The organism is Parasegetibacter sp. NRK P23 (genome assembly GCF_023721715.1).
In the GTDB taxonomy this organism is placed as follows: Bacteria; Bacteroidota; Bacteroidia; order Chitinophagales; family Chitinophagaceae; genus Parasegetibacter.
Map to the genome: position 1 here is coordinate 1,736,630 of NZ_JAMDLG010000001.1, position 16,354 is coordinate 1,752,983.

Below are 16,354 nucleotides of genomic sequence, written 5' to 3' on the forward strand. Positions count from 1 at the left end.
AAAACCTTCCGTTTATGATGAAGCTGTGTGCCGCGTGTTTGCTGGCTTTTGCATTTACCCTGTTTTTTTCTCCCGCTTTCACCCAGGATAAAACCCTGTACGATTCCGCTAAAAAACTATTGCCCAACCAGGCCGTAGAGGCCGAAAAGCTGGCTTTGGAATTTCTCCGGCAGTCCAGGGAAAAGAACGTGGATTCCAGCCTGGCCAGGGGCCACTATTTGTTGGGCACCATTAATTACTACCTGGGACACTATTATATATCAGTAGACTACTTCCAAAAGGCGTTGAAGTCTGACTTCCTGCAAAAAGACCTGAAACTGGCCGAATCCTGCTGGAACAATATCGGCGCATCTTCGGATAAACTGAATCTTCTCCCACAGGCGTTGTCTGCTTACCAGGAGTCGCTAAAGCTTGCGGAACAGCGGAAAGACAGCACCGGCATCGCTGAAACATGGATCAATATCGGGTTGCTGGCAGGAAGGGTAAAGAATTACAAGGAAGCGGATGCCACTACCCGGCGTGCATTGGCCTATTTCACTGGTAAAAAGGACACGCTCAATATTGCATTGTGTTTCCAGAACCTCTCTGTTTTTTATGCTGAACAGGGCAGTTACGATTCAGCCTATAAGTACAACGTGTTAAGCCTGCAACTGTACCAGGCTATTGGTGATGTATATGGCGAAACCGTATTAACCAATAATCTTGGCGTAAGGTATTCGGATAAAAAGCAATACGATCTTGCTATCGCCACGCAGGAGAAAGCGCTCCGTATGGCAAGGGAATTAGGTATGATTGGTTTTGAAGGAACCATTTTTATGAACATGGGCGAAAATTACCTGGCCCTGAAAAACTATCCCGAAGCAGAAAAGAACTTCAAAATGGCCTTCCTGATGAGTGATTCCGCGCAAACCAGGGATAATTATGAACGATTGTACTGGCTCATGACCGATCTCTACGCTCAGCAAGGCAACTACCAGCAGTATAGAAAATGGGCGGCCCAATTCCAGGATTTCCTGGAGAAAGAAGCGGAAGCTGGGGCGCTTGCACGCTACGACGAATTGAAGAACCTCTACGAACTGGAGAAAAAAGAGGCGCAGATCCTGGCCCAGTCTGAAAAACTGCGGCAACGCAGGAACCAGCTGCTGCTGATGGGGGGCGCGATCTTGCTTATCTGCGGAGCGCTGGTGTTCATTACTATATTATATGTACGCTCCAAAAAGCTGATGCGTTCGCTTTACCTGAGTAATGTGGCCCAAACCAGGCAGCCCAGGGTGATAGTCGAAACTGTGGCAACCGGACAGCAGGAAAAGGAGGGCAGAAGTCAGCACGCGGAACTTTTCGCCCGTATCGAAGAAAGAATGGCCGAAGAAAAATTGTTCCGTCGCCCCAACCTCACCATCGCCGACCTGAGTGCCGCGCTTGGCAGCAACGACAAATACATCTCGCAGGCCATCAACTCCCTGAGTGGGAAAAACTTCTCCGGCTTCCTCAACGACTACCGGATCAATGAAGCCAAAAGGCTGATGCTTTCAGGCCAGGAACTTACTTTAAAACAGATCGCGGCCGACTGCGGGTTCAGCAACCCGTCCACTTTTTACCGCCAGTTTAAAGACCTGACCGGGTTAACGCCTTCCAGTTTTTATGAAATGTGCCGGGAGGGCGTACAGCATCAGGAGGTGTAAATTCATCCATAACCATTTCAAAACACGGAATTTATAGTTTTATATGGCTATTTTCCCTGTTTTGAGAGTTCAAATTCAGGAATTGAGAGAACCCCGTTTAAAGAAAAAAGGATAGGGCACTTAGTTTTGAAGGGCATCCATTTACCCCGGATACACCCCAATTCGAAACCGCCTCCCAAGGCTTTACCCTTCCCGATCATGTACAACGGCACCAACTGGTTAAGTTATTTCAACCGTAGTTCTTCCATCCCTTCAGATGATGTGTACCTTTCTGATAACCATCCGCAGCTTATCGTGAAAGACATGCTGGAGGTAGATGCCGAAAGGTATGGTATAATAGAAAGAGTTTATGTGTACAATTCTCAGGGCGATATCCTGTTGGAGCAGGAGTGCGAAGAAGAACTTCTTTGCAAAATGGATGTATCGGCCTTGCCAGCAGGAATCTATAACCTTGCGGTGATGCAGCGAAAAGGTGGCATTAAGAGCCGTAGGTTTTTGAAAGAGTAGTTTTTCACGCAACGACACAACGGCGCAACGGCGTACTGCTTCGTTCTTCCCAGCCTCCAGGGCGCAGAGCATCTAATGAAATCAACACAACCTGCCAGCATTTCCTTAGCAAAAATTAAATCAGCATCCCGTTGCGCCGTAGCGTCGTAGCGAGGAAATAAATAAATATTAAAAAGAAATAAAAAAAGCCGGAAGCAATTTTCACTGCTTCCGGCTCCCGCCCGGAAAAGAGGTGGCACTTCAATTACCAAATCTCTCCATCGCGACCGGTAAAAATGGGCGCATCCCATATCATCCCGGATTGGGCATCTTTTCCTTCATTACTGTTCGTAACCATCTTTTTGGATGACTTTTCCTCCGAAGTAATAATTGCGTGCATGGGCACATAATCCCTCGGATTTTCAACAGTAAGAATGGGAGAAGACGTTTTTTGCTTTAACAATGGATGCTGCATAGGACTCTTTTTTAATCTGGTTAAAAAAAATATGCCAGCATCGTTAGATGTGTGAATTTACGTTAATTGCTCCATTCATCCACATAAACGGATCAATTTTTCCACATTTATTTCCGGTTGCTTTTAACTTTCCTCAAATGGTTATCGCATGCCTCATCCAGGGAATGAGATTGGTGGATATCGGCCTCCTTTTCAGCCAGCAGGGCAATCTTTCTGTAATACTTCCTGACCGCTTCAATTTCCGCTTCCGTGAGTTCCTCCAGATCTACCAGCCGGTTACTGGCCTGCGGACTGCTGGCGATGAGTTCGTTCAGCTTCATGTGGAGGGCCGCCGTATCCTTGTTCTGCGATTGCTGGATCACGAATACCATCAGGAAGGTAATGATGGTGGTGCCTGTGTTGATCACCAGTTGCCAGGTTTCTGAATAATCGAATACCGGTCCGCACAAGGCCCAAACTACAACGATCAGTATGGCGCTTACGGATGCCGCCGGGCTTCCGGCCGCCTTAGTTACCTTGGCCGCCACCTTATCGAACAGCTTACGCTGCCCTTTTCTTTTTGCTTTCATGCTGTTTTATTTTCTTTAATTTACTGTAGTTGACCAAAACTTAACGTGGCCGCCCTGTAATGCTCCTATATTTTTGGCGGCAAATTTCAAAGATGCATTCAGGGTACGAAATTACGGAAGCCGACTGGTATCCGTTCCGCTAACAGGATACTTCGGGTTATTAAGTGATCTGTCACCGTTTGCCCCAAACTTCTATTCAAAGAATCAACGTAAGAACGAGAATCTGAAGCTGCCCGGATACATTGCTGCCGGATTGCGCTGTTGCAGTTTCCACAATACGAAACCAAACAGGTTAAAATATTGGAGGAGCGAACTAAAATGATTCGCTAGTTTTATAACGGGTTTGGCTGGCCGAAAAACACCTGGTCTTCCAAATTCCTTCACGGTCGCAACCGAAGAAGCCTGTTTTTGTAAAAATGTTACTTCATGAGATTTATACGCTTTGCAGCATGTTTTTTACTCCTGGCCTGTTCCAGGAAAACCACCGTGCCTTCCGGCGGAAATACAACTACCGGAACTGTAACCGGGGCCGATCTTAAAATACTTTGTTACAATATTCACCATGCCAACCCGCCGTCGAAGCCCGGCGTTATTGATATGGCCGCCATTGCCGGCGTCATCAACAGGGAAAAACCTGATGTGGTGGCGTTGCAGGAAGTGGATGTTCATACAGGTAGGTCGGGCGTGCAATTGCACCAGGCTGAGGACCTTGCCGCCAGAACAGGTATGAAGGCTTACTTTGGAAAAGCGATTGACTATGATGGTGGTGAATACGGCGTGGCCATTCTTTCCAAACTCCCTATGGATGAAGGAAAAGCTTTTCCACTGCCCAACACCGGGGGAGAAGCGCGGGTACTCGCCACTGTTCGTGTAAAGACCGCGGCTGGGAAATATATCCGCCTCGCCTGCACACACCTGGACGCGCAGGAGGAAGAAAACAGCCGTATACTGCAGGTGAATAAAATACTGGAACTCACTAAGGATGAAACTTTGCCGGTTGTAATCGCCGGTGATTTCAACGCCGAGCCATCCAGCGCGGTGATTAAGGCGCTGGATAGCCGGTTCAGTAGAACTTGTGTTGCCAATTGCGGCTTTACCATTCCGGTGATCAATCCCACCAGCACCATTGATTACATTGCGTTCACACCCAAAAAATTTGATGTGCTTCTGCATAAAGTGATCAATGAGCAATACGCTTCCGATCACCTCCCGGTATATGCCGAACTAAAAATGAAATGAACTTGATTGAGCTTACGCAAACGTTTGAGCAACGCCGTTCAATTCGATTTCCTTAAATTACAAACGTTCAACACTCTTGATTTATAACCAAAACCGATCATGTCAACGAACAACAACGAAAAAAGCAGGCGGTCGTTTCTGACCAAAATGGGGAAAGGTCTGGTAGGCGCAACACTTACGCCGGCCATAGTTACGGCTGCCGACCGGGAGCGCAACCTGCGCGTAATGCAGGCGCCAAAAATAAACTATGAAGCCAACGACCAGATCCAGGTAGTGCTGATCGGCGCCGGAGGAATGGGCACTTCCGACGCAATGACCGCCGCTTCTGTTCCCGGCGTGAAAATCATCGGGGCCTGCGACCTGTACGACGGGCACCTAGCGGATGCTAAAAAACGTTTCGGCGCCGATATCTTCACCACCCGCGATTACCGTGAAGTATTGGAAAGAAAGGACGTTGACGCCGTGATCATCGCTACACCGGACCACTGGCACAAGGATATTTCCGTGGCGGCCATGAACAAAGGAAAAGCCGTTTATTGTGAAAAGCCGATGGTGCATAGTGTGGAGGAAGGGCCTGCAGTAATTGAAGCCCAGAAAAAGAACAATGTGGTATTTGAAGTGGGCAGTCAGGGCATGAGTTCGCTCGGCAATGAGAAAGCGCGGGAACTACTGAAAGACGGCGCCATCGGTAAACTCAATTATGCGGAAGGTTTCTGGGCCAGGATGTCGCCAACAGGCGCATGGCAATACCCGATTCCCGCAGACGCATCTCCGAAAACTGTAGGATGGGACGCGTTTGTTGCCAATACCACCAAACGTAGCTTCGATGCCACACGTTTCTTCCGCTGGAGAAACTACCGCGATTACGGCACCGGCGTTTCAGGCGACCTGTTCGTGCATCTTTTCAGCTCCCTGCATTTTGTGACCAACTCCGTTGGCCCTAATAAAGTGATGGCCACCGGCGGTCTCCGGTTCTGGAAAGATGGGCGGGAAGTACCCGATGTGATGCTGGGCATGTTCGATTACCCGGAAACACAGGCGCATCCCGCGTTTAACCTCTCACTGCGCGTGAACTTCGTAGATGGTACCGGCGGCACCAACTACCTCCGCATGGTGGGCAGCGAAGGCTCCATGACGGTGGAATGGGATAAAGTAACGCTCTACCGCAACAAAGCCGATGTGGAAGATCCGCTGCTGGCCAGTAAAATGCAGGGCGATACCGGAAAGAAATATGTATACGAAAGAAAAGATATGCTGGGGCCGGACAAACTGGAATACGTTGCGGATAAAGGCTACAAAGGCGCGCATTTCGACCATTTCTACAACATGTTCCAGGCCATGCGTACAAAAGGAAAAGTGTCCGAAGATGCACTTTTCGGTTACCGTGCAGCCGCGCCCGCATTGCTTTGCAACGATAGTTACTTCGAGAACAAGATCATCCACTGGGACCCGAACGCTTTGAAAGTCATCAACAAATAAATCTATATTCATGATCAGAAATATGCTTACGGCATCAGGATTGGCCGCTGTGCTGGCCTGTGGTTCAGCAGCAATAGAAGCAAACACGAACGACTCCACCGCCATAGAGGTAAACGCCGATTCAGTTGACCAGCAAAAAGACAATACGCTTTCAGCAAAAGAAAAAAAGGAAGGCTGGAAACTACTTTTCGATGGTACTTCCATGACCGGATGGCGCAGTTACCAGAACAAGCCTTCCAACGCCTGGTCGGTAAAAGACGGTGCGCTGTACTGCAAAGGCAGCAGCACGGATAAAAGCGATCTCCGCGCAGATATTCTTACTACCGATCAGTATGAGAATTTTGAATTGTCTATCGACTGGAAACTGGCGCCAGAAGGGAACAGCGGATTGATGTACCTGGTAACGGAAGAAGAACAGGCGGCTTACCAAACAGGCCCCGAATACCAGATGATTGACGATATCGGTTTTCCGCAGAAACTGGAAGACTGGCAGAAAACTGGCGCCAACTACGCGATGAATCCTGCGCCAGAAGCGAAAACAAATCCCATCGGGCAGTGGAACAATACTAAGATCGTAGTGAACAAAGGGAAAGTGGAACACTGGCTGAACGGAAAGAAAGTGGTGGAATACGAAATGTGGACCGACGAATGGAAAAAGAACAAAGCCACCGGCAAATGGAAGGATACCCCCAATTATGGTAAGAACAAAAAGGGCCATATCGCCCTACAGGACCATGGCAGCGAAGCATGGTTCAAAAACGTGAAAATAAAAGCGTTGTAAATACTGTATTGCAAACTGTTTCCTGCGGCCGGAGCCTGTTATCATGGGTTCCGGCCGCATTTTTTTTGCTCCCGGCGAAGCTGTATTTTTATAATACTTCATCAGCATGAAATTCGAAAAACATTTTCCAACTGAAAGATTAAAGGACTACATCAAATATTATGTAGTCTCTGAACAAGAAGTAGAAAATGAATACAAGGTTTTTCCCTCTACAGGCCTGGTAATCGGGTTTCAATACAAAGGCAGGCTGTCCGCCGTTTATGATACCGGTAACACTGAATTGTCGGGCTCAGGCATTACCGGCTTGGCCGATCAGTTCAAGGTTTTCAGGAATTCAGCGGCAACCGGCACTGTACTCGTTTATTTTACCGAAACGGGCCTTGCACATTTTGCCGCACATCCGGCCAACGAGCTTTTTGGTTTAAGTATCGCGCTGGAAGAAATTTTTGATCAGCACAGTGTAATTGAAGCAGAAGAAAAACTTGCGCAGGCCATTTCTGATCAGCAACGCATTGCCATCGTGGAACGTTTCTTTCTGAAGCAACTCAAAGATATTCAGGTGGATAAACTGGTAGTTGAGGCGGTTAAACTGATTTATAACAGTAAGGGAGCCATTCGGATCAATGAGCTGCACCGGCAACTGTTCATCAGCCAAAGTCCATTTGAAAAACGGTTCAGGAAAATCGTGGGCACCACGCCAAAGAAATTCGCTTCTATCGTGCGCTTTAATACCGTGCTCGATCAATTGAATAATACCCGGTCACTTTCCGACATCTGCTACGAAAACAATTTCTTCGACCATGCCCATCTCATTAAAAACTTTAAGCAGTTTACGGGAGCAACGCCGGATCAATTCAGACGTATTCAGTAAAAAACGATTTTTTACAATTCCAGGTACTGTCGCCACCGCACCTTTGTATTGTTCAATTCAATAACAAAATCAAGCACCATGTTTACAACGGAACAAATTAAAGCGGCGCACAGCAAAGTAAAATCGGGAGCGGACTTCCCCGCATATATCCATGAAATCAGAAAAATGGGGGTGACCCATTACGAGGCGTATGTTTCAGATGGGCATATCGATTACCACGGTTCGGATGGCCACAGGGTTACTGTACCTGCGAAGTATGCACCTTTGCCCATTGCTACGCTACCCAAAGTTGCTGAATTTAAGGCTGAACTGCTTGCGCACCAGCAGGGGAAAACCGACTACCTCAGTTTTATCAGGATGTGCGCTGATTGCGGTATAGAAAGATGGATGGTGTCCATGGAAAAAATGACCTGTATTTATTATGATAAGTCCGGAGAGAAAATAGTAGAGGAGCAGATTCCCGAACTTAGTTAGTTGAATCACTTTATCAGACAGATTTAACGTTTTGCCCCGCTTTTATATGAAAATACCCCCGTTTTTTAAACCATGTCAGGCTAAATTGCACAGATCAACCAGCTGTTCAATTTTAAATCACCTGAGATGATATCTTTTAAGTTAACCTTACTTTCAACCATTATTTTTTCTTCCGCTGCAATTGCCCAGCATACATCCCTTCGTTCCGGCGAACAATGGCCCGATAACAATGGTGTACACGTGAACGCCCATGGTGGCGGCATGCTTTACCAGAAAGGAACTTACTACTGGTTCGGGGAACATAAAATATCCGGCAGGGGCGGCAACGCCGCGCAGGTGGGCGTACATTGTTATTCTTCCAAAGACCTTTACAATTGGAAAGATGAGGGCATCGCCTTCCAGGTGGATACGGTGAATGCAAACAGTGAAGTAGCCAAAGGATGTGTGATTGAAAGGCCCAAAGTAGTGTACAATAAGAAAACCGGTAAATACGTGATGTGGTTCCACCTGGAGCTGAAAGGGAAAGGGTATGAAGCGGCAAGGGCGGCGGTTGCGGTAAGTGATAAAGTAACCGGCCCTTATAAATACCTGCATTCTTTCCGCCCGAATGCCGGGAAATGGCCATTGAATGCCTCCGCATCCGATACAACGGAAGTCGCGGGTGGTGATGCGTCCATCGCGAACCGCCCGGGAAATGAACTGGCGGAAAACGGGTTCTTCCTGCGCCGTGACCACAAAGGTGGTCAGATGTCACGAGATATGACCATCTTCCAGGATGATGATGGGAAAGCGTATCTCATTGGTTCGGCAGAAGAAAATTATACCCTCAACATTTCGGAACTCACGCCCGATTATACGAACGTTACGGGCAAATGGACCCGGATTTTCCCCGGTGGCCACAACGAAGCGCCCGCACTGCTGAAAAAGGATGGTAAATATTTCCTGATCACGTCCGGCTGTACCGGTTGGGATCCGAACGCGGCCCGTTCCGCCGTGGCTAACACGATCTGGGGACCGTGGAAATCACTTGGAAACCCCTGCATTGGTGACGATGCGCACCTTACGTTCCATTCCCAAAGTACCTATATCTTCCCCGTGGCCGGTAAAAAAGACGCGTTCATTTTTATGGCCGACCGCTGGACGCCAAGGAACCCCATAGATGGCAGGTACATCTGGCTGCCCGTGCAATTCGAACAGGAAAAACCCGTGCTGAAATGGATGGACAACTGGACCCTTGATTTCTTCAATGAAAAAACAGCACCCAAAACAGCTACAGGCAAATAGAAATTTATCAGCTACCCCATACCGTTACCACGAGTTTGCGGTAGCCCCCATGGTTGCGGTGCTCACATAAATAAATGCCCTGCCAGGTGCCCAGCGCCAGTTTCCCGTTGGCTACGGGAATATGCACCGAACTGCCGAGCAACGCCGCTTTCAGGTGCGCAGGCATATCATCCGGTCCTTCATCGGTATGGATGTAATCGGGGTCGTCCTCCGGTACCGCTTTATTGAACCAGGTTTCAAAATCAACACGAACGGTGGGATCGGCATTTTCGTTGATGGTAAGGGAGGCTGAAGTGTGCTGGATGAATACCTGGCACATGCCCGCCTTTACCGTTTGCAGCTCCGGAATGGTCTGCAGTATTTCCCGTGTAATAAGGTGGAAGCCCCTTTTCCTGGGCGCCAGTTGCACCGACTGCTGGAATATTTTCATGCACCAAAGGTAGCATTCATCCTATTTCTTTAGCTTGTGCGCCAAACAGACCTGGCAGATGAAATATTATATAGGCGTGGATATCGGAACTACCGCTACTAAAACAGTAGCGTTTGATGAAAAGGGGATCGTTCTCGACAGTTGCGCAGCGAATTATGATATGCTGCATCCCAATGAAGGATACAGCGAGCAACGACCGGACGATATCCTGACCGCTGTGCTGCATACACTTAATACGCTGGTTAACCGCAACAATACAATGGTGCCGGCATTTGTCTCCTTTAGTGCTGCCATGCACAGCGTGATCGCGGTGGATGAATCCGGAACCGCGCTCACCAACAGCATTACCTGGGCCGACAACCGCGCGCAGGATATTGCCCGCCGTATCCATGCACAGGGCGATGCTGAAAGATTATACCAATTATCAGGTGTGCCCGTTCATGCCATGTCGCCATTGTGCAAGCTGATCTGGCTCCGTGAAAACGAACCGGCTCTTTTTAAAAAAGCCTACAAGTTCATCGGCATCAAGGAATACATCTTCTATAAATTGTTCGGCACCTTCGAAGTGGATACATCTATCGCTTCCGCAACGGGTTTACTGGAAACTTCCACCCTGCAATGGAGCGAAGCGTTATTGCAATACGCAGGAATGAACAAAAGCAGGTTGTCGGCCGTGGCGCCCGTTACAAAGCCGTTCTTCTATAAGAATATTCTTGCCGGATTTACATTTCCCGAAACAGTTCCTTTCATCATCGGGGGCAGCGATGGCGCCCTTTCCAACCTGGGTTCCGGGGCTACCGGGCCAAACGAAATGGCGGTGACCATCGGTACCAGTGGCGCTGTGAGAATGGTGACGCATACGCCCTGGAGTGATCCGTTGATGCGTACGTTCTGCTACCACCTGGAAGGCGAACGTTATATTGCGGGTGGCGCGAACAACAATGGGGCCGTGGTATTGCAATGGCTGAAAGAAGATATTTTAAGAACGGACACTTCAATGGATGCCTTGCTGTCAGAAGCTGCTCAACTTCCACCCGGCTGCAACGGGTTGCTGCTGCTGCCTTATCTGATGGGTGAACGTGCGCCATATTGGAATTCTCGGGCGCAAGGCGTGTTTTTTGGATTGCGCATCACGCATACGCAGGCGCATCTTGTAAGGGCTGCCATGGAAGGTGTGGTATTCGCGATGTACAGCATAGGAAAGATATTCATGGAACACCGGAATGTAAAACAAATTCTCGCCTCCGGCGGATTTACACAATCGGCCCCATGGGTGCAGTTGTTGGCCGATGTTTTCGGTATACCTGTAATTACCGCCGATGGGCCGGAAGCCTCAGCAAAAGGAGCCGTAATACTTGGCGCCACGGCACTGAAACTGGAATGGGAACAGCAGGAAGCACCAGGCAAAACATATTTGCCCGATGCGTCCAGGTTTGATGTTTACCAGAAAATATTCGCCCGGTTTGAGCGGCTGTACAAGTTGCTGCGTCCTGAAATGGATGACGCCTTAATTCCATAGCTTTGCCCTGTATTCAAACGCGCTACACGCTATGTTAAGGACCATTCTTTTACTGACCGCCTCCAACGTGTTCATGACCTTTGCCTGGTATGGCCACCTTAAATTCAAGGAATTGTCGTTGTGGAAAGTTATCCTCATCAGTTGGGGCATCGCCTTTTTTGAATATTGCCTGATGGTGCCCGCCAACAGGATTGGTTCCGAACATGGCATGAACGGGTTTCAGCTTAAAATGACCCAGGAAGTAATTACACTGGTGATATTCACCGTATTCGCCATCGGCTACCTGAAAGAGCCTTTCCACTGGCGCTACCTCGTGAGTTTCCTTTTGCTGCTGGGCGCGGTCTATTTTATGTTCAAGAAGTAATTCACAGTATGCGGGCGGTATCCGTTATGGGAACGAACACGATCTGAATGGTGCCGGCATCACCCGCTTCCATTTCCTTTAATACGTCGTTCAGTTTTTCCCCGAGCGTAGACACTACGGCTACAGAAGTTTCTATAGCGGTTGATGCTCCGAATGCTTCCAGCACATAGCCGTTGTCCAGTTTTCTTACAGTGGCATTTAATTCCATAGCTTTTGTTTTCTGTGGATGGTGCAAATAACATTCCATCACCAGGTGGATATTTTGTAATTTCACGCACCATATCTATGCAGATTCTCATCCATAAGAAATTTCAGCTTACCGGCGCCTACATTGTACTGGCTTTAGGTATTGCGTTGCAGGCTTTTTTTCCACAGAAGGGCCTGCTGGCCATGGGGGCTATGATCGCGGTTTTATTGTCCGCATTTCCATCGCGCATGAAGCATACCGTTGCCATTGGCAGCATCGCCATCGCGGCTTTGTTTTTCTTCAACCTGAAGCAACATGATTTTGAAAGGCTGAACATCTCGGGTATGGAACTTTTCCTGGTGCTTGGCGTATTGCTCTCCATACTCATCGTGCTGGCCAATCAGAAAGAAAAGATCACTACTGAAAAGAGTTTAAGGGAACTGGAATCGCTCTTCCAGTATTCAACCATAGGGATGGTGATCACTAACCAGAAAGGGCAGATACTGGATTTCAACCAGTGCGCGCAAGGTTATTTTGGTTATACGAAGGATGAATTGAGGGGGAAGAATGTGGAACTGCTGTTGCCTGGAAGGTTCCGTGAAAAACATGTGGGCTACCGCGAAAAATTCCATGAGCATCCGGCTCCCAGGACGATGGGGGCCGGACGTGATCTGCATGCCCGAAAAAAGAATGGGGAGGAGTTTCCTGTAGAAGTGAGTCTGAGCCACTATACCTCCGGAAAAGAAACTTACGTGATCGCTTATGTGATCGACATCACCGTGCGGAAGAAAAACGAAGCTATTGTGCTGGCGCAGAAACAGGCCCTGGAAGAAACCACCCGCCAGATTTCTGAAATGAACCACGCCCTGGAAAGCAGGGTGGAGGGGCGCACCAGAATGCTGCAGGAAACACTGGCCGCGCTGGAAGAATCAAAAATGGAACTGAGCGAGGCGCTGGAAAAAGAAAAAGAACTGAGCGACCTGAAATCGCGTTTCGTCACCATGGCTTCCCACGAGTTCCGTACACCACTCAGCGCCATTCTTTCCTCCGCCTACCTGCTGGAACAATACAACCTGCAGCCGGAACAGGAAGAAAAAAGATGGAAACATATTCAGCGGATACGCGAATCCGTTAGCGGTATGAAAGGAATTCTGGAAGATTTTCTTTCGTTGGGTAAGCTGGAAGAAGGTGTCGTGAAACCCAATCCTGAATTGAGGTCATTATCCGATCTGGTCGCTGAAACCATGCACTGGATAGAAGATATGCAGCCGCTCACCAAAAAAGGGCAGACCCTGCACGTTGAATCGGAGGGGGCTGGCGATGTTTGGGTAGACACCGCCCTGTTGAAAAACATCTTCATCAACCTGGTATCAAACGCCATCAAATTTTCCGGTGAAAACCAGGAAATCAATATCCGGTTGAAAAATGATGCAGGGTATTTTAGTCTGAGCGTAGCCGATAAAGGAATGGGTATTTCCGAAGAGGATCAGGTGCATCTTTTTGAACGTTTCTTCCGCGCCAGGAACGCCGGTAACATTCAGGGAACCGGGCTCGGATTGCATATAGTTCAGCGGTACGCCGACCTGCTGAACGGTAACATCGGATTTACCAGTAAACTCGGGGAAGGGAGCGAATTCCGTTTTATCCTGCCGCCTCCATCCCATGAACATTCAAACCTGAACGGATGAAAAAAATCCTGATCATAGAGGACCACGATGATGTACGCGAGAATACCGCGGAGATACTTGAGCTCGCACGCTACGAAGTGGCCACTGCCGAAAACGGTAAGCTGGGTGTGGAGAAAGCGTTGCAGGATCCGCCCGATCTCATCATCTGTGATATTATGATGCCCGTGCTTGACGGGTATGGCGTGTTGCACCTGCTCGCGAAGCACGAGAACACCGCCGGTATACCGTTTATCTTCCTCAGCGCGAAATCTGAAAAAACTGATGTCAGAAAAGGTATGGAACTGGGCGCCGACGATTACCTCACCAAACCCTTTGAGGGCAGCGAACTCCTGAAAGCCGTTGAAACCCGGCTCCGGAAAACAGACGCTTTCAGGAAGACTTTCGCCAACAACCTCGAAGGGGTGAACAGTTTTATGGAAGAAGCCGGGAAATCCGGGAAAGTGGCGCTCACCTCTTCCGAAAGAGAGATCGTATCGTTGAAGAAGAAACACCTCGTTTTTTCGGAGGGTCGTCGTCCGGGGTTTCTGTACTTTGTGGTATCCGGGAAAGTGAAGTTGTACAAGGTGCACGATGGCGGGAAGGAACTGATCACCGGCGTGTTTTCAGATGGTGAATTTTTCGGTTACCACGCCATACTGGAAGATGGGGTGTACACGGAGAACGCCCAGGTGCTGGAAGATGCTGAACTGATGTTGATCCCGCGCACGGATTTTATCGCGCTCGTAGAAAACGACCGGGAGATCGCCAGACGGTTCATCCGTCTGCTCACCAGCCATATTCACGAGAACGAACGCAAACTGCTGGATATGGCTTACAGTTCCCTGCGTCGTAAAGTGGCCAGCGGTCTGCTCGACCTGGCCCATAAATTCTCTCCCGGCAATGAAGAAGCGGGATTCCTGGATATTTCCAGGGAGAACCTATCCCAATACATTGGCTCCGCCACAGAATCACTGGTGCGTACGCTAAGTGATTTCCGGGCGGAGAAATTAATTGATATAGCGGAGGGGAAAATAAAATTGCTGAACGTGTCTAAGCTCAAGTCGATGGCAAACTAAGTTTAAAGCTTGGTTTATTCGTTGTCGAACCGGGCGTCTTCCACCCGTTCTTCTAAAGGTTTGGGTATACCAGGTTTACTGAACGATTCTCCTTCGTTGTTCTGTTTGCCAAGGCTCCAGTCGTCGGTGAGGGATGTGATGATCCAAAGATTACCGCTTTTTCTGAAAACCTGCACCCGCAATCCCACCAGCTGGGCGAAGTCGTCTTCCAGTTCAGCAACGGTGCGGTAGGCGCTGATATCAATTACGGCTGCCGTCCTGTAACGCATATACCGCTCCAGTACCGTGTTCCCGCTTAATTGTTCTTCTTTTCTGTATGAGGTAGCCTTCGCCTGGAATGGGAAATAGAACTCGATTTTCAGGTAAGGATATACTTCCTGGAAAGCGTGTTGTACTTCCTGAACGGTATTGCTGCCTGAAATGGAAAGCTCCTGCATTTTCTTCATTTTAAACAAAGAAAACAAGAAATGCAGGGGGATTCAATGATGGTGGTCACGCCGGGTGATGATCTCTATCACCCATCAGGGACGGGTCTGGCCATCTCCTTTGACCAGCCACTTATAGCTGGTGAGTTCTTCCAGTCCCATGGGCCCGCGGGCGTGCAGTTTTTGGGTGCTGATGCCTATTTCCGCGCCCAGACCGAATTGTGCGCCATCGGTGAATGCGGTGGATGCGTTCACATATACGGCGGCGGCGTCCACTTCCTGTTGGAACCGCTCTTGGTTGATCCTGTCTTCTGAAATGATGGCCTCACTGTGTTTGGAGCTGAGGGCTGCAATATGGTCCAGCGCTTCGTCCAGGCCGGTAACGATTTTCACCGCCATCTGTAAAGAGAGAAATTCCGTTCCGAAATGAGTCGGTTCCGCCGGAGACAGTAGTTGTGCCGGATAATGATCTTTCAATGCTTCAAAAGCCGCTTCGTCCGCGAAAAGGCGTACGTTCTTTTCAGCAAGAGGTGCCAGTAGGGAAGGAAGTTCTGCCAGCCTGTTTTCATGCACCAACAGACAGTCAAGGGCGTTACAAACACTTACCCTTCTGGTTTTGGCGTTGGCAATAATGGCTTTTCCTTTTTCGATATCACCCGTTGCATCGAAGTAGGTATGTACAATACCGGCGCCTGTTTCGATCACCGGTACTTTACTGTGTGAACGCACATGGTTGATGAGGCCCTGGCTGCCGCGTGGAATCAGTACGTCCACATACCCGGCGGCTTCCATCAAAGCGGTGGCCGCGCTGCGGTCGGGCGGCAGCAGTAGCGCCGCGGAACGGTCGATGCCGTGTTCATCCAGTGTTTCATGGATCAGCGCCATGAGTACTTCATTGGAAAAAGAGGCATCACTTCCGCCTTTCAGAATGCAAACGTTTCCTGTTTTGAAACAGAGGGAAAACACGTCTATCGTTACATTTGGGCGTGCTTCATAAATTACGCCCACCACACCGAGGGGAACGCTTAGTTTTTTCAACTGCAAACCATTGGGCTGCGTTCTTTCTGCGCGTACTTTGTTGAGCGGGGAGGGGAGCGCGGCTACGTTTTGAAGATCAGCCGCTATAGCCTCAATACGGGCTTCATTCAACAAAAGGCGGTCATAATTCGGTGCTGCTTTATCCATCCTGGACAAGTCCTTTTCATTGGCGCTGACGATCAGTTCCGTTTTTTGGATAAGCAGGGTGGCGAGGGCGGTTAATACAGCGTTGATCTTTGCTTCCTCCAGCACCACTAGTTTTCTTGCGGCCTGGCGTGCTTTTATAAAATTGGCATTGTGGTCCATAA

At 48.9% G+C, this 16,354-nt stretch carries 18 protein-coding genes; 12 read left to right on the forward strand and 6 right to left on the reverse strand.

The features are described 5' to 3' along the window. The first annotated feature begins 14 nt into the window (after nt 1-14). Together M4J38_RS07060 and M4J38_RS07065 are read left to right on the forward strand one after the other, a co-directional pair. Nucleotides 15-1,682, forward strand: a complete 1,668-nt coding sequence (locus M4J38_RS07060) for an AraC family transcriptional regulator (protein ID WP_251758840.1) — start codon at nt 15-17, stop codon at nt 1,680-1,682. 198 nt (nt 1,683-1,880) lie between these two features. Beyond that, nucleotides 1,881-2,189, forward strand: coding sequence for a hypothetical protein (locus tag M4J38_RS07065; protein ID WP_251758841.1), 309 nt, complete (start codon nt 1,881-1,883; stop codon nt 2,187-2,189). 244 nt (nt 2,190-2,433) lie between these two features. Here M4J38_RS07065 and M4J38_RS07070 read toward each other — a convergent pair whose 3' ends face one another. Together M4J38_RS07070 and M4J38_RS07075 are read right to left on the reverse strand one after the other, a co-directional pair. Then, the gene (locus tag M4J38_RS07070; protein WP_251758842.1) at nt 2,434-2,643 is read right to left on the reverse strand and encodes a hypothetical protein; all 210 of its coding nucleotides are present in this window, start codon (nt 2,641-2,643) and stop codon (nt 2,434-2,436) included. 107 nt (nt 2,644-2,750) lie between these two features. Beyond that, complete coding sequence (locus tag M4J38_RS07075) at nt 2,751-3,212, reverse strand: low affinity iron permease family protein (RefSeq protein ID WP_251758843.1); 462 nt, start codon at nt 3,210-3,212, stop codon at nt 2,751-2,753. 426 nt (nt 3,213-3,638) lie between these two features. On the opposite strand from M4J38_RS07075, the gene M4J38_RS07080 reads away from it, so the two are divergent. The 6 genes from M4J38_RS07080 (at nt 3,639) to M4J38_RS07105 (ending at nt 9,340) form a co-directional block, all read left to right on the forward strand. Continuing rightward, nucleotides 3,639-4,451 (forward strand): endonuclease/exonuclease/phosphatase family protein, encoded by an 813-nt coding sequence (locus tag M4J38_RS07080; RefSeq protein ID WP_251758844.1) that lies wholly within the window; start codon nt 3,639-3,641, stop codon nt 4,449-4,451. A 99-nt stretch (nt 4,452-4,550) separates the two neighbouring features. After that, on the forward strand, nt 4,551-5,930 hold the full coding sequence (locus M4J38_RS07085; RefSeq protein WP_251758845.1) for a Gfo/Idh/MocA family protein: 1,380 nt from the start codon (nt 4,551-4,553) through the stop codon (nt 5,928-5,930). A 10-nt stretch (nt 5,931-5,940) separates the two neighbouring features. Beyond that, nucleotides 5,941-6,711, forward strand: coding sequence for a DUF1080 domain-containing protein (locus tag M4J38_RS07090; protein WP_251758846.1), 771 nt, complete (start codon nt 5,941-5,943; stop codon nt 6,709-6,711). A gap of 106 nt (nt 6,712-6,817) precedes the next feature. Then, complete coding sequence (locus M4J38_RS07095; RefSeq protein ID WP_251758847.1) at nt 6,818-7,582, forward strand: helix-turn-helix domain-containing protein; 765 nt, start codon at nt 6,818-6,820, stop codon at nt 7,580-7,582. Between the two features lie 78 nt (nt 7,583-7,660). Then, complete coding sequence (locus M4J38_RS07100; RefSeq protein ID WP_251758848.1) at nt 7,661-8,056, forward strand: DUF1398 domain-containing protein; 396 nt, start codon at nt 7,661-7,663, stop codon at nt 8,054-8,056. Between the two features lie 126 nt (nt 8,057-8,182). Further along, on the forward strand, nt 8,183-9,340 hold the full coding sequence (locus M4J38_RS07105) for a glycoside hydrolase family 43 protein (protein WP_251758849.1): 1,158 nt from the start codon (nt 8,183-8,185) through the stop codon (nt 9,338-9,340). Between the two features lie 7 nt (nt 9,341-9,347). Here M4J38_RS07105 and M4J38_RS07110 read toward each other — a convergent pair whose 3' ends face one another. Then, complete coding sequence (locus tag M4J38_RS07110; protein WP_374662835.1) at nt 9,348-9,764, reverse strand: secondary thiamine-phosphate synthase enzyme YjbQ; 417 nt, start codon at nt 9,762-9,764, stop codon at nt 9,348-9,350. A gap of 64 nt (nt 9,765-9,828) precedes the next feature. Between M4J38_RS07110 and M4J38_RS07115 the strand changes: the two genes are divergently transcribed. Both M4J38_RS07115 and M4J38_RS07120 read left to right on the forward strand, forming a co-directional pair. Beyond that, the gene (locus M4J38_RS07115; protein WP_251758851.1) at nt 9,829-11,289 is read left to right on the forward strand and encodes a gluconokinase; all 1,461 of its coding nucleotides are present in this window, start codon (nt 9,829-9,831) and stop codon (nt 11,287-11,289) included. A gap of 31 nt (nt 11,290-11,320) precedes the next feature. Further along, the gene (locus M4J38_RS07120) at nt 11,321-11,653 is read left to right on the forward strand and encodes a DMT family protein (RefSeq protein ID WP_251758852.1); all 333 of its coding nucleotides are present in this window, start codon (nt 11,321-11,323) and stop codon (nt 11,651-11,653) included. A gap of 1 nt (nt 11,654) precedes the next feature. On the opposite strand, the gene M4J38_RS07125 is transcribed toward M4J38_RS07120, so the two are convergent. Next, entirely contained in the window at nt 11,655-11,861 is a 207-nt protein-coding gene (locus tag M4J38_RS07125; protein WP_251758853.1) for a hypothetical protein, read from the reverse strand. 77 nt (nt 11,862-11,938) lie between these two features. Here M4J38_RS07125 and M4J38_RS07130 point away from each other — a divergent pair, with 77 nt between their 5' ends. Both M4J38_RS07130 and M4J38_RS07135 read left to right on the forward strand, forming a co-directional pair. Beyond that, nucleotides 11,939-13,528, forward strand: coding sequence for a PAS domain-containing sensor histidine kinase (locus tag M4J38_RS07130; protein ID WP_251758854.1), 1,590 nt, complete (start codon nt 11,939-11,941; stop codon nt 13,526-13,528). Continuing rightward, nucleotides 13,525-14,583 carry a response regulator gene (locus M4J38_RS07135; protein ID WP_251758855.1) on the forward strand — a complete coding sequence of 353 codons (1,059 nt, stop codon included), beginning with the start codon at nt 13,525-13,527 and terminating at the stop codon, nt 14,581-14,583. Before M4J38_RS07130 ends, M4J38_RS07135 begins: the two co-directional genes overlap by 4 nt. Before the next feature lie 14 nt (nt 14,584-14,597). Here M4J38_RS07135 and M4J38_RS07140 read toward each other — a convergent pair whose 3' ends face one another. Next, on the reverse strand, nt 14,598-15,020 hold the full coding sequence (locus tag M4J38_RS07140) for a hypothetical protein (protein WP_251758856.1): 423 nt from the start codon (nt 15,018-15,020) through the stop codon (nt 14,598-14,600). Between the two features lie 84 nt (nt 15,021-15,104). Further along, the gene (locus M4J38_RS07145) at nt 15,105-16,352 is read right to left on the reverse strand and encodes a glutamate-5-semialdehyde dehydrogenase (RefSeq protein ID WP_251758857.1); all 1,248 of its coding nucleotides are present in this window, start codon (nt 16,350-16,352) and stop codon (nt 15,105-15,107) included. Nucleotides 16,353-16,354: the final 2 nt, after the last annotated feature.

Coding starts and splice junctions, on each gene's coding strand:
- M4J38_RS07095 (WP_251758847.1), top strand. CDS start 6,818: ATGAAATTCGAAAAACATTTTCCAACTGAAAGATTAAAGGACTACATC.
- M4J38_RS07065 (WP_251758841.1), top strand. CDS start 1,881: ATGTACAACGGCACCAACTGGTTAAGTTATTTCAACCGTAGTTCTTCC.
- M4J38_RS07085 (WP_251758845.1), top strand. CDS start 4,551: ATGTCAACGAACAACAACGAAAAAAGCAGGCGGTCGTTTCTGACCAAA.
- M4J38_RS07100 (WP_251758848.1), top strand. CDS start 7,661: ATGTTTACAACGGAACAAATTAAAGCGGCGCACAGCAAAGTAAAATCG.
- M4J38_RS07075 (WP_251758843.1), bottom strand. CDS start 3,212: ATGAAAGCAAAAAGAAAAGGGCAGCGTAAGCTGTTCGATAAGGTGGCG.
- M4J38_RS07115 (WP_251758851.1), top strand. CDS start 9,829: ATGAAATATTATATAGGCGTGGATATCGGAACTACCGCTACTAAAACA.
- M4J38_RS07130 (WP_251758854.1), top strand. CDS start 11,939: ATGCAGATTCTCATCCATAAGAAATTTCAGCTTACCGGCGCCTACATT.
- M4J38_RS07105 (WP_251758849.1), top strand. CDS start 8,183: ATGATATCTTTTAAGTTAACCTTACTTTCAACCATTATTTTTTCTTCC.
- M4J38_RS07140 (WP_251758856.1), bottom strand. CDS start 15,020: ATGCAGGAGCTTTCCATTTCAGGCAGCAATACCGTTCAGGAAGTACAA.
- M4J38_RS07120 (WP_251758852.1), top strand. CDS start 11,321: ATGTTAAGGACCATTCTTTTACTGACCGCCTCCAACGTGTTCATGACC.
- M4J38_RS07135 (WP_251758855.1), top strand. CDS start 13,525: ATGAAAAAAATCCTGATCATAGAGGACCACGATGATGTACGCGAGAAT.
- M4J38_RS07060 (WP_251758840.1), top strand. CDS start 15: ATGATGAAGCTGTGTGCCGCGTGTTTGCTGGCTTTTGCATTTACCCTG.
- M4J38_RS07080 (WP_251758844.1), top strand. CDS start 3,639: ATGAGATTTATACGCTTTGCAGCATGTTTTTTACTCCTGGCCTGTTCC.
- M4J38_RS07090 (WP_251758846.1), top strand. CDS start 5,941: ATGATCAGAAATATGCTTACGGCATCAGGATTGGCCGCTGTGCTGGCC.
- M4J38_RS07125 (WP_251758853.1), bottom strand. CDS start 11,861: ATGGAATTAAATGCCACTGTAAGAAAACTGGACAACGGCTATGTGCTG.
- M4J38_RS07070 (WP_251758842.1), bottom strand. CDS start 2,643: ATGCAGCATCCATTGTTAAAGCAAAAAACGTCTTCTCCCATTCTTACT.
- M4J38_RS07145 (WP_251758857.1), bottom strand. CDS start 16,352: ATGGACCACAATGCCAATTTTATAAAAGCACGCCAGGCCGCAAGAAAA.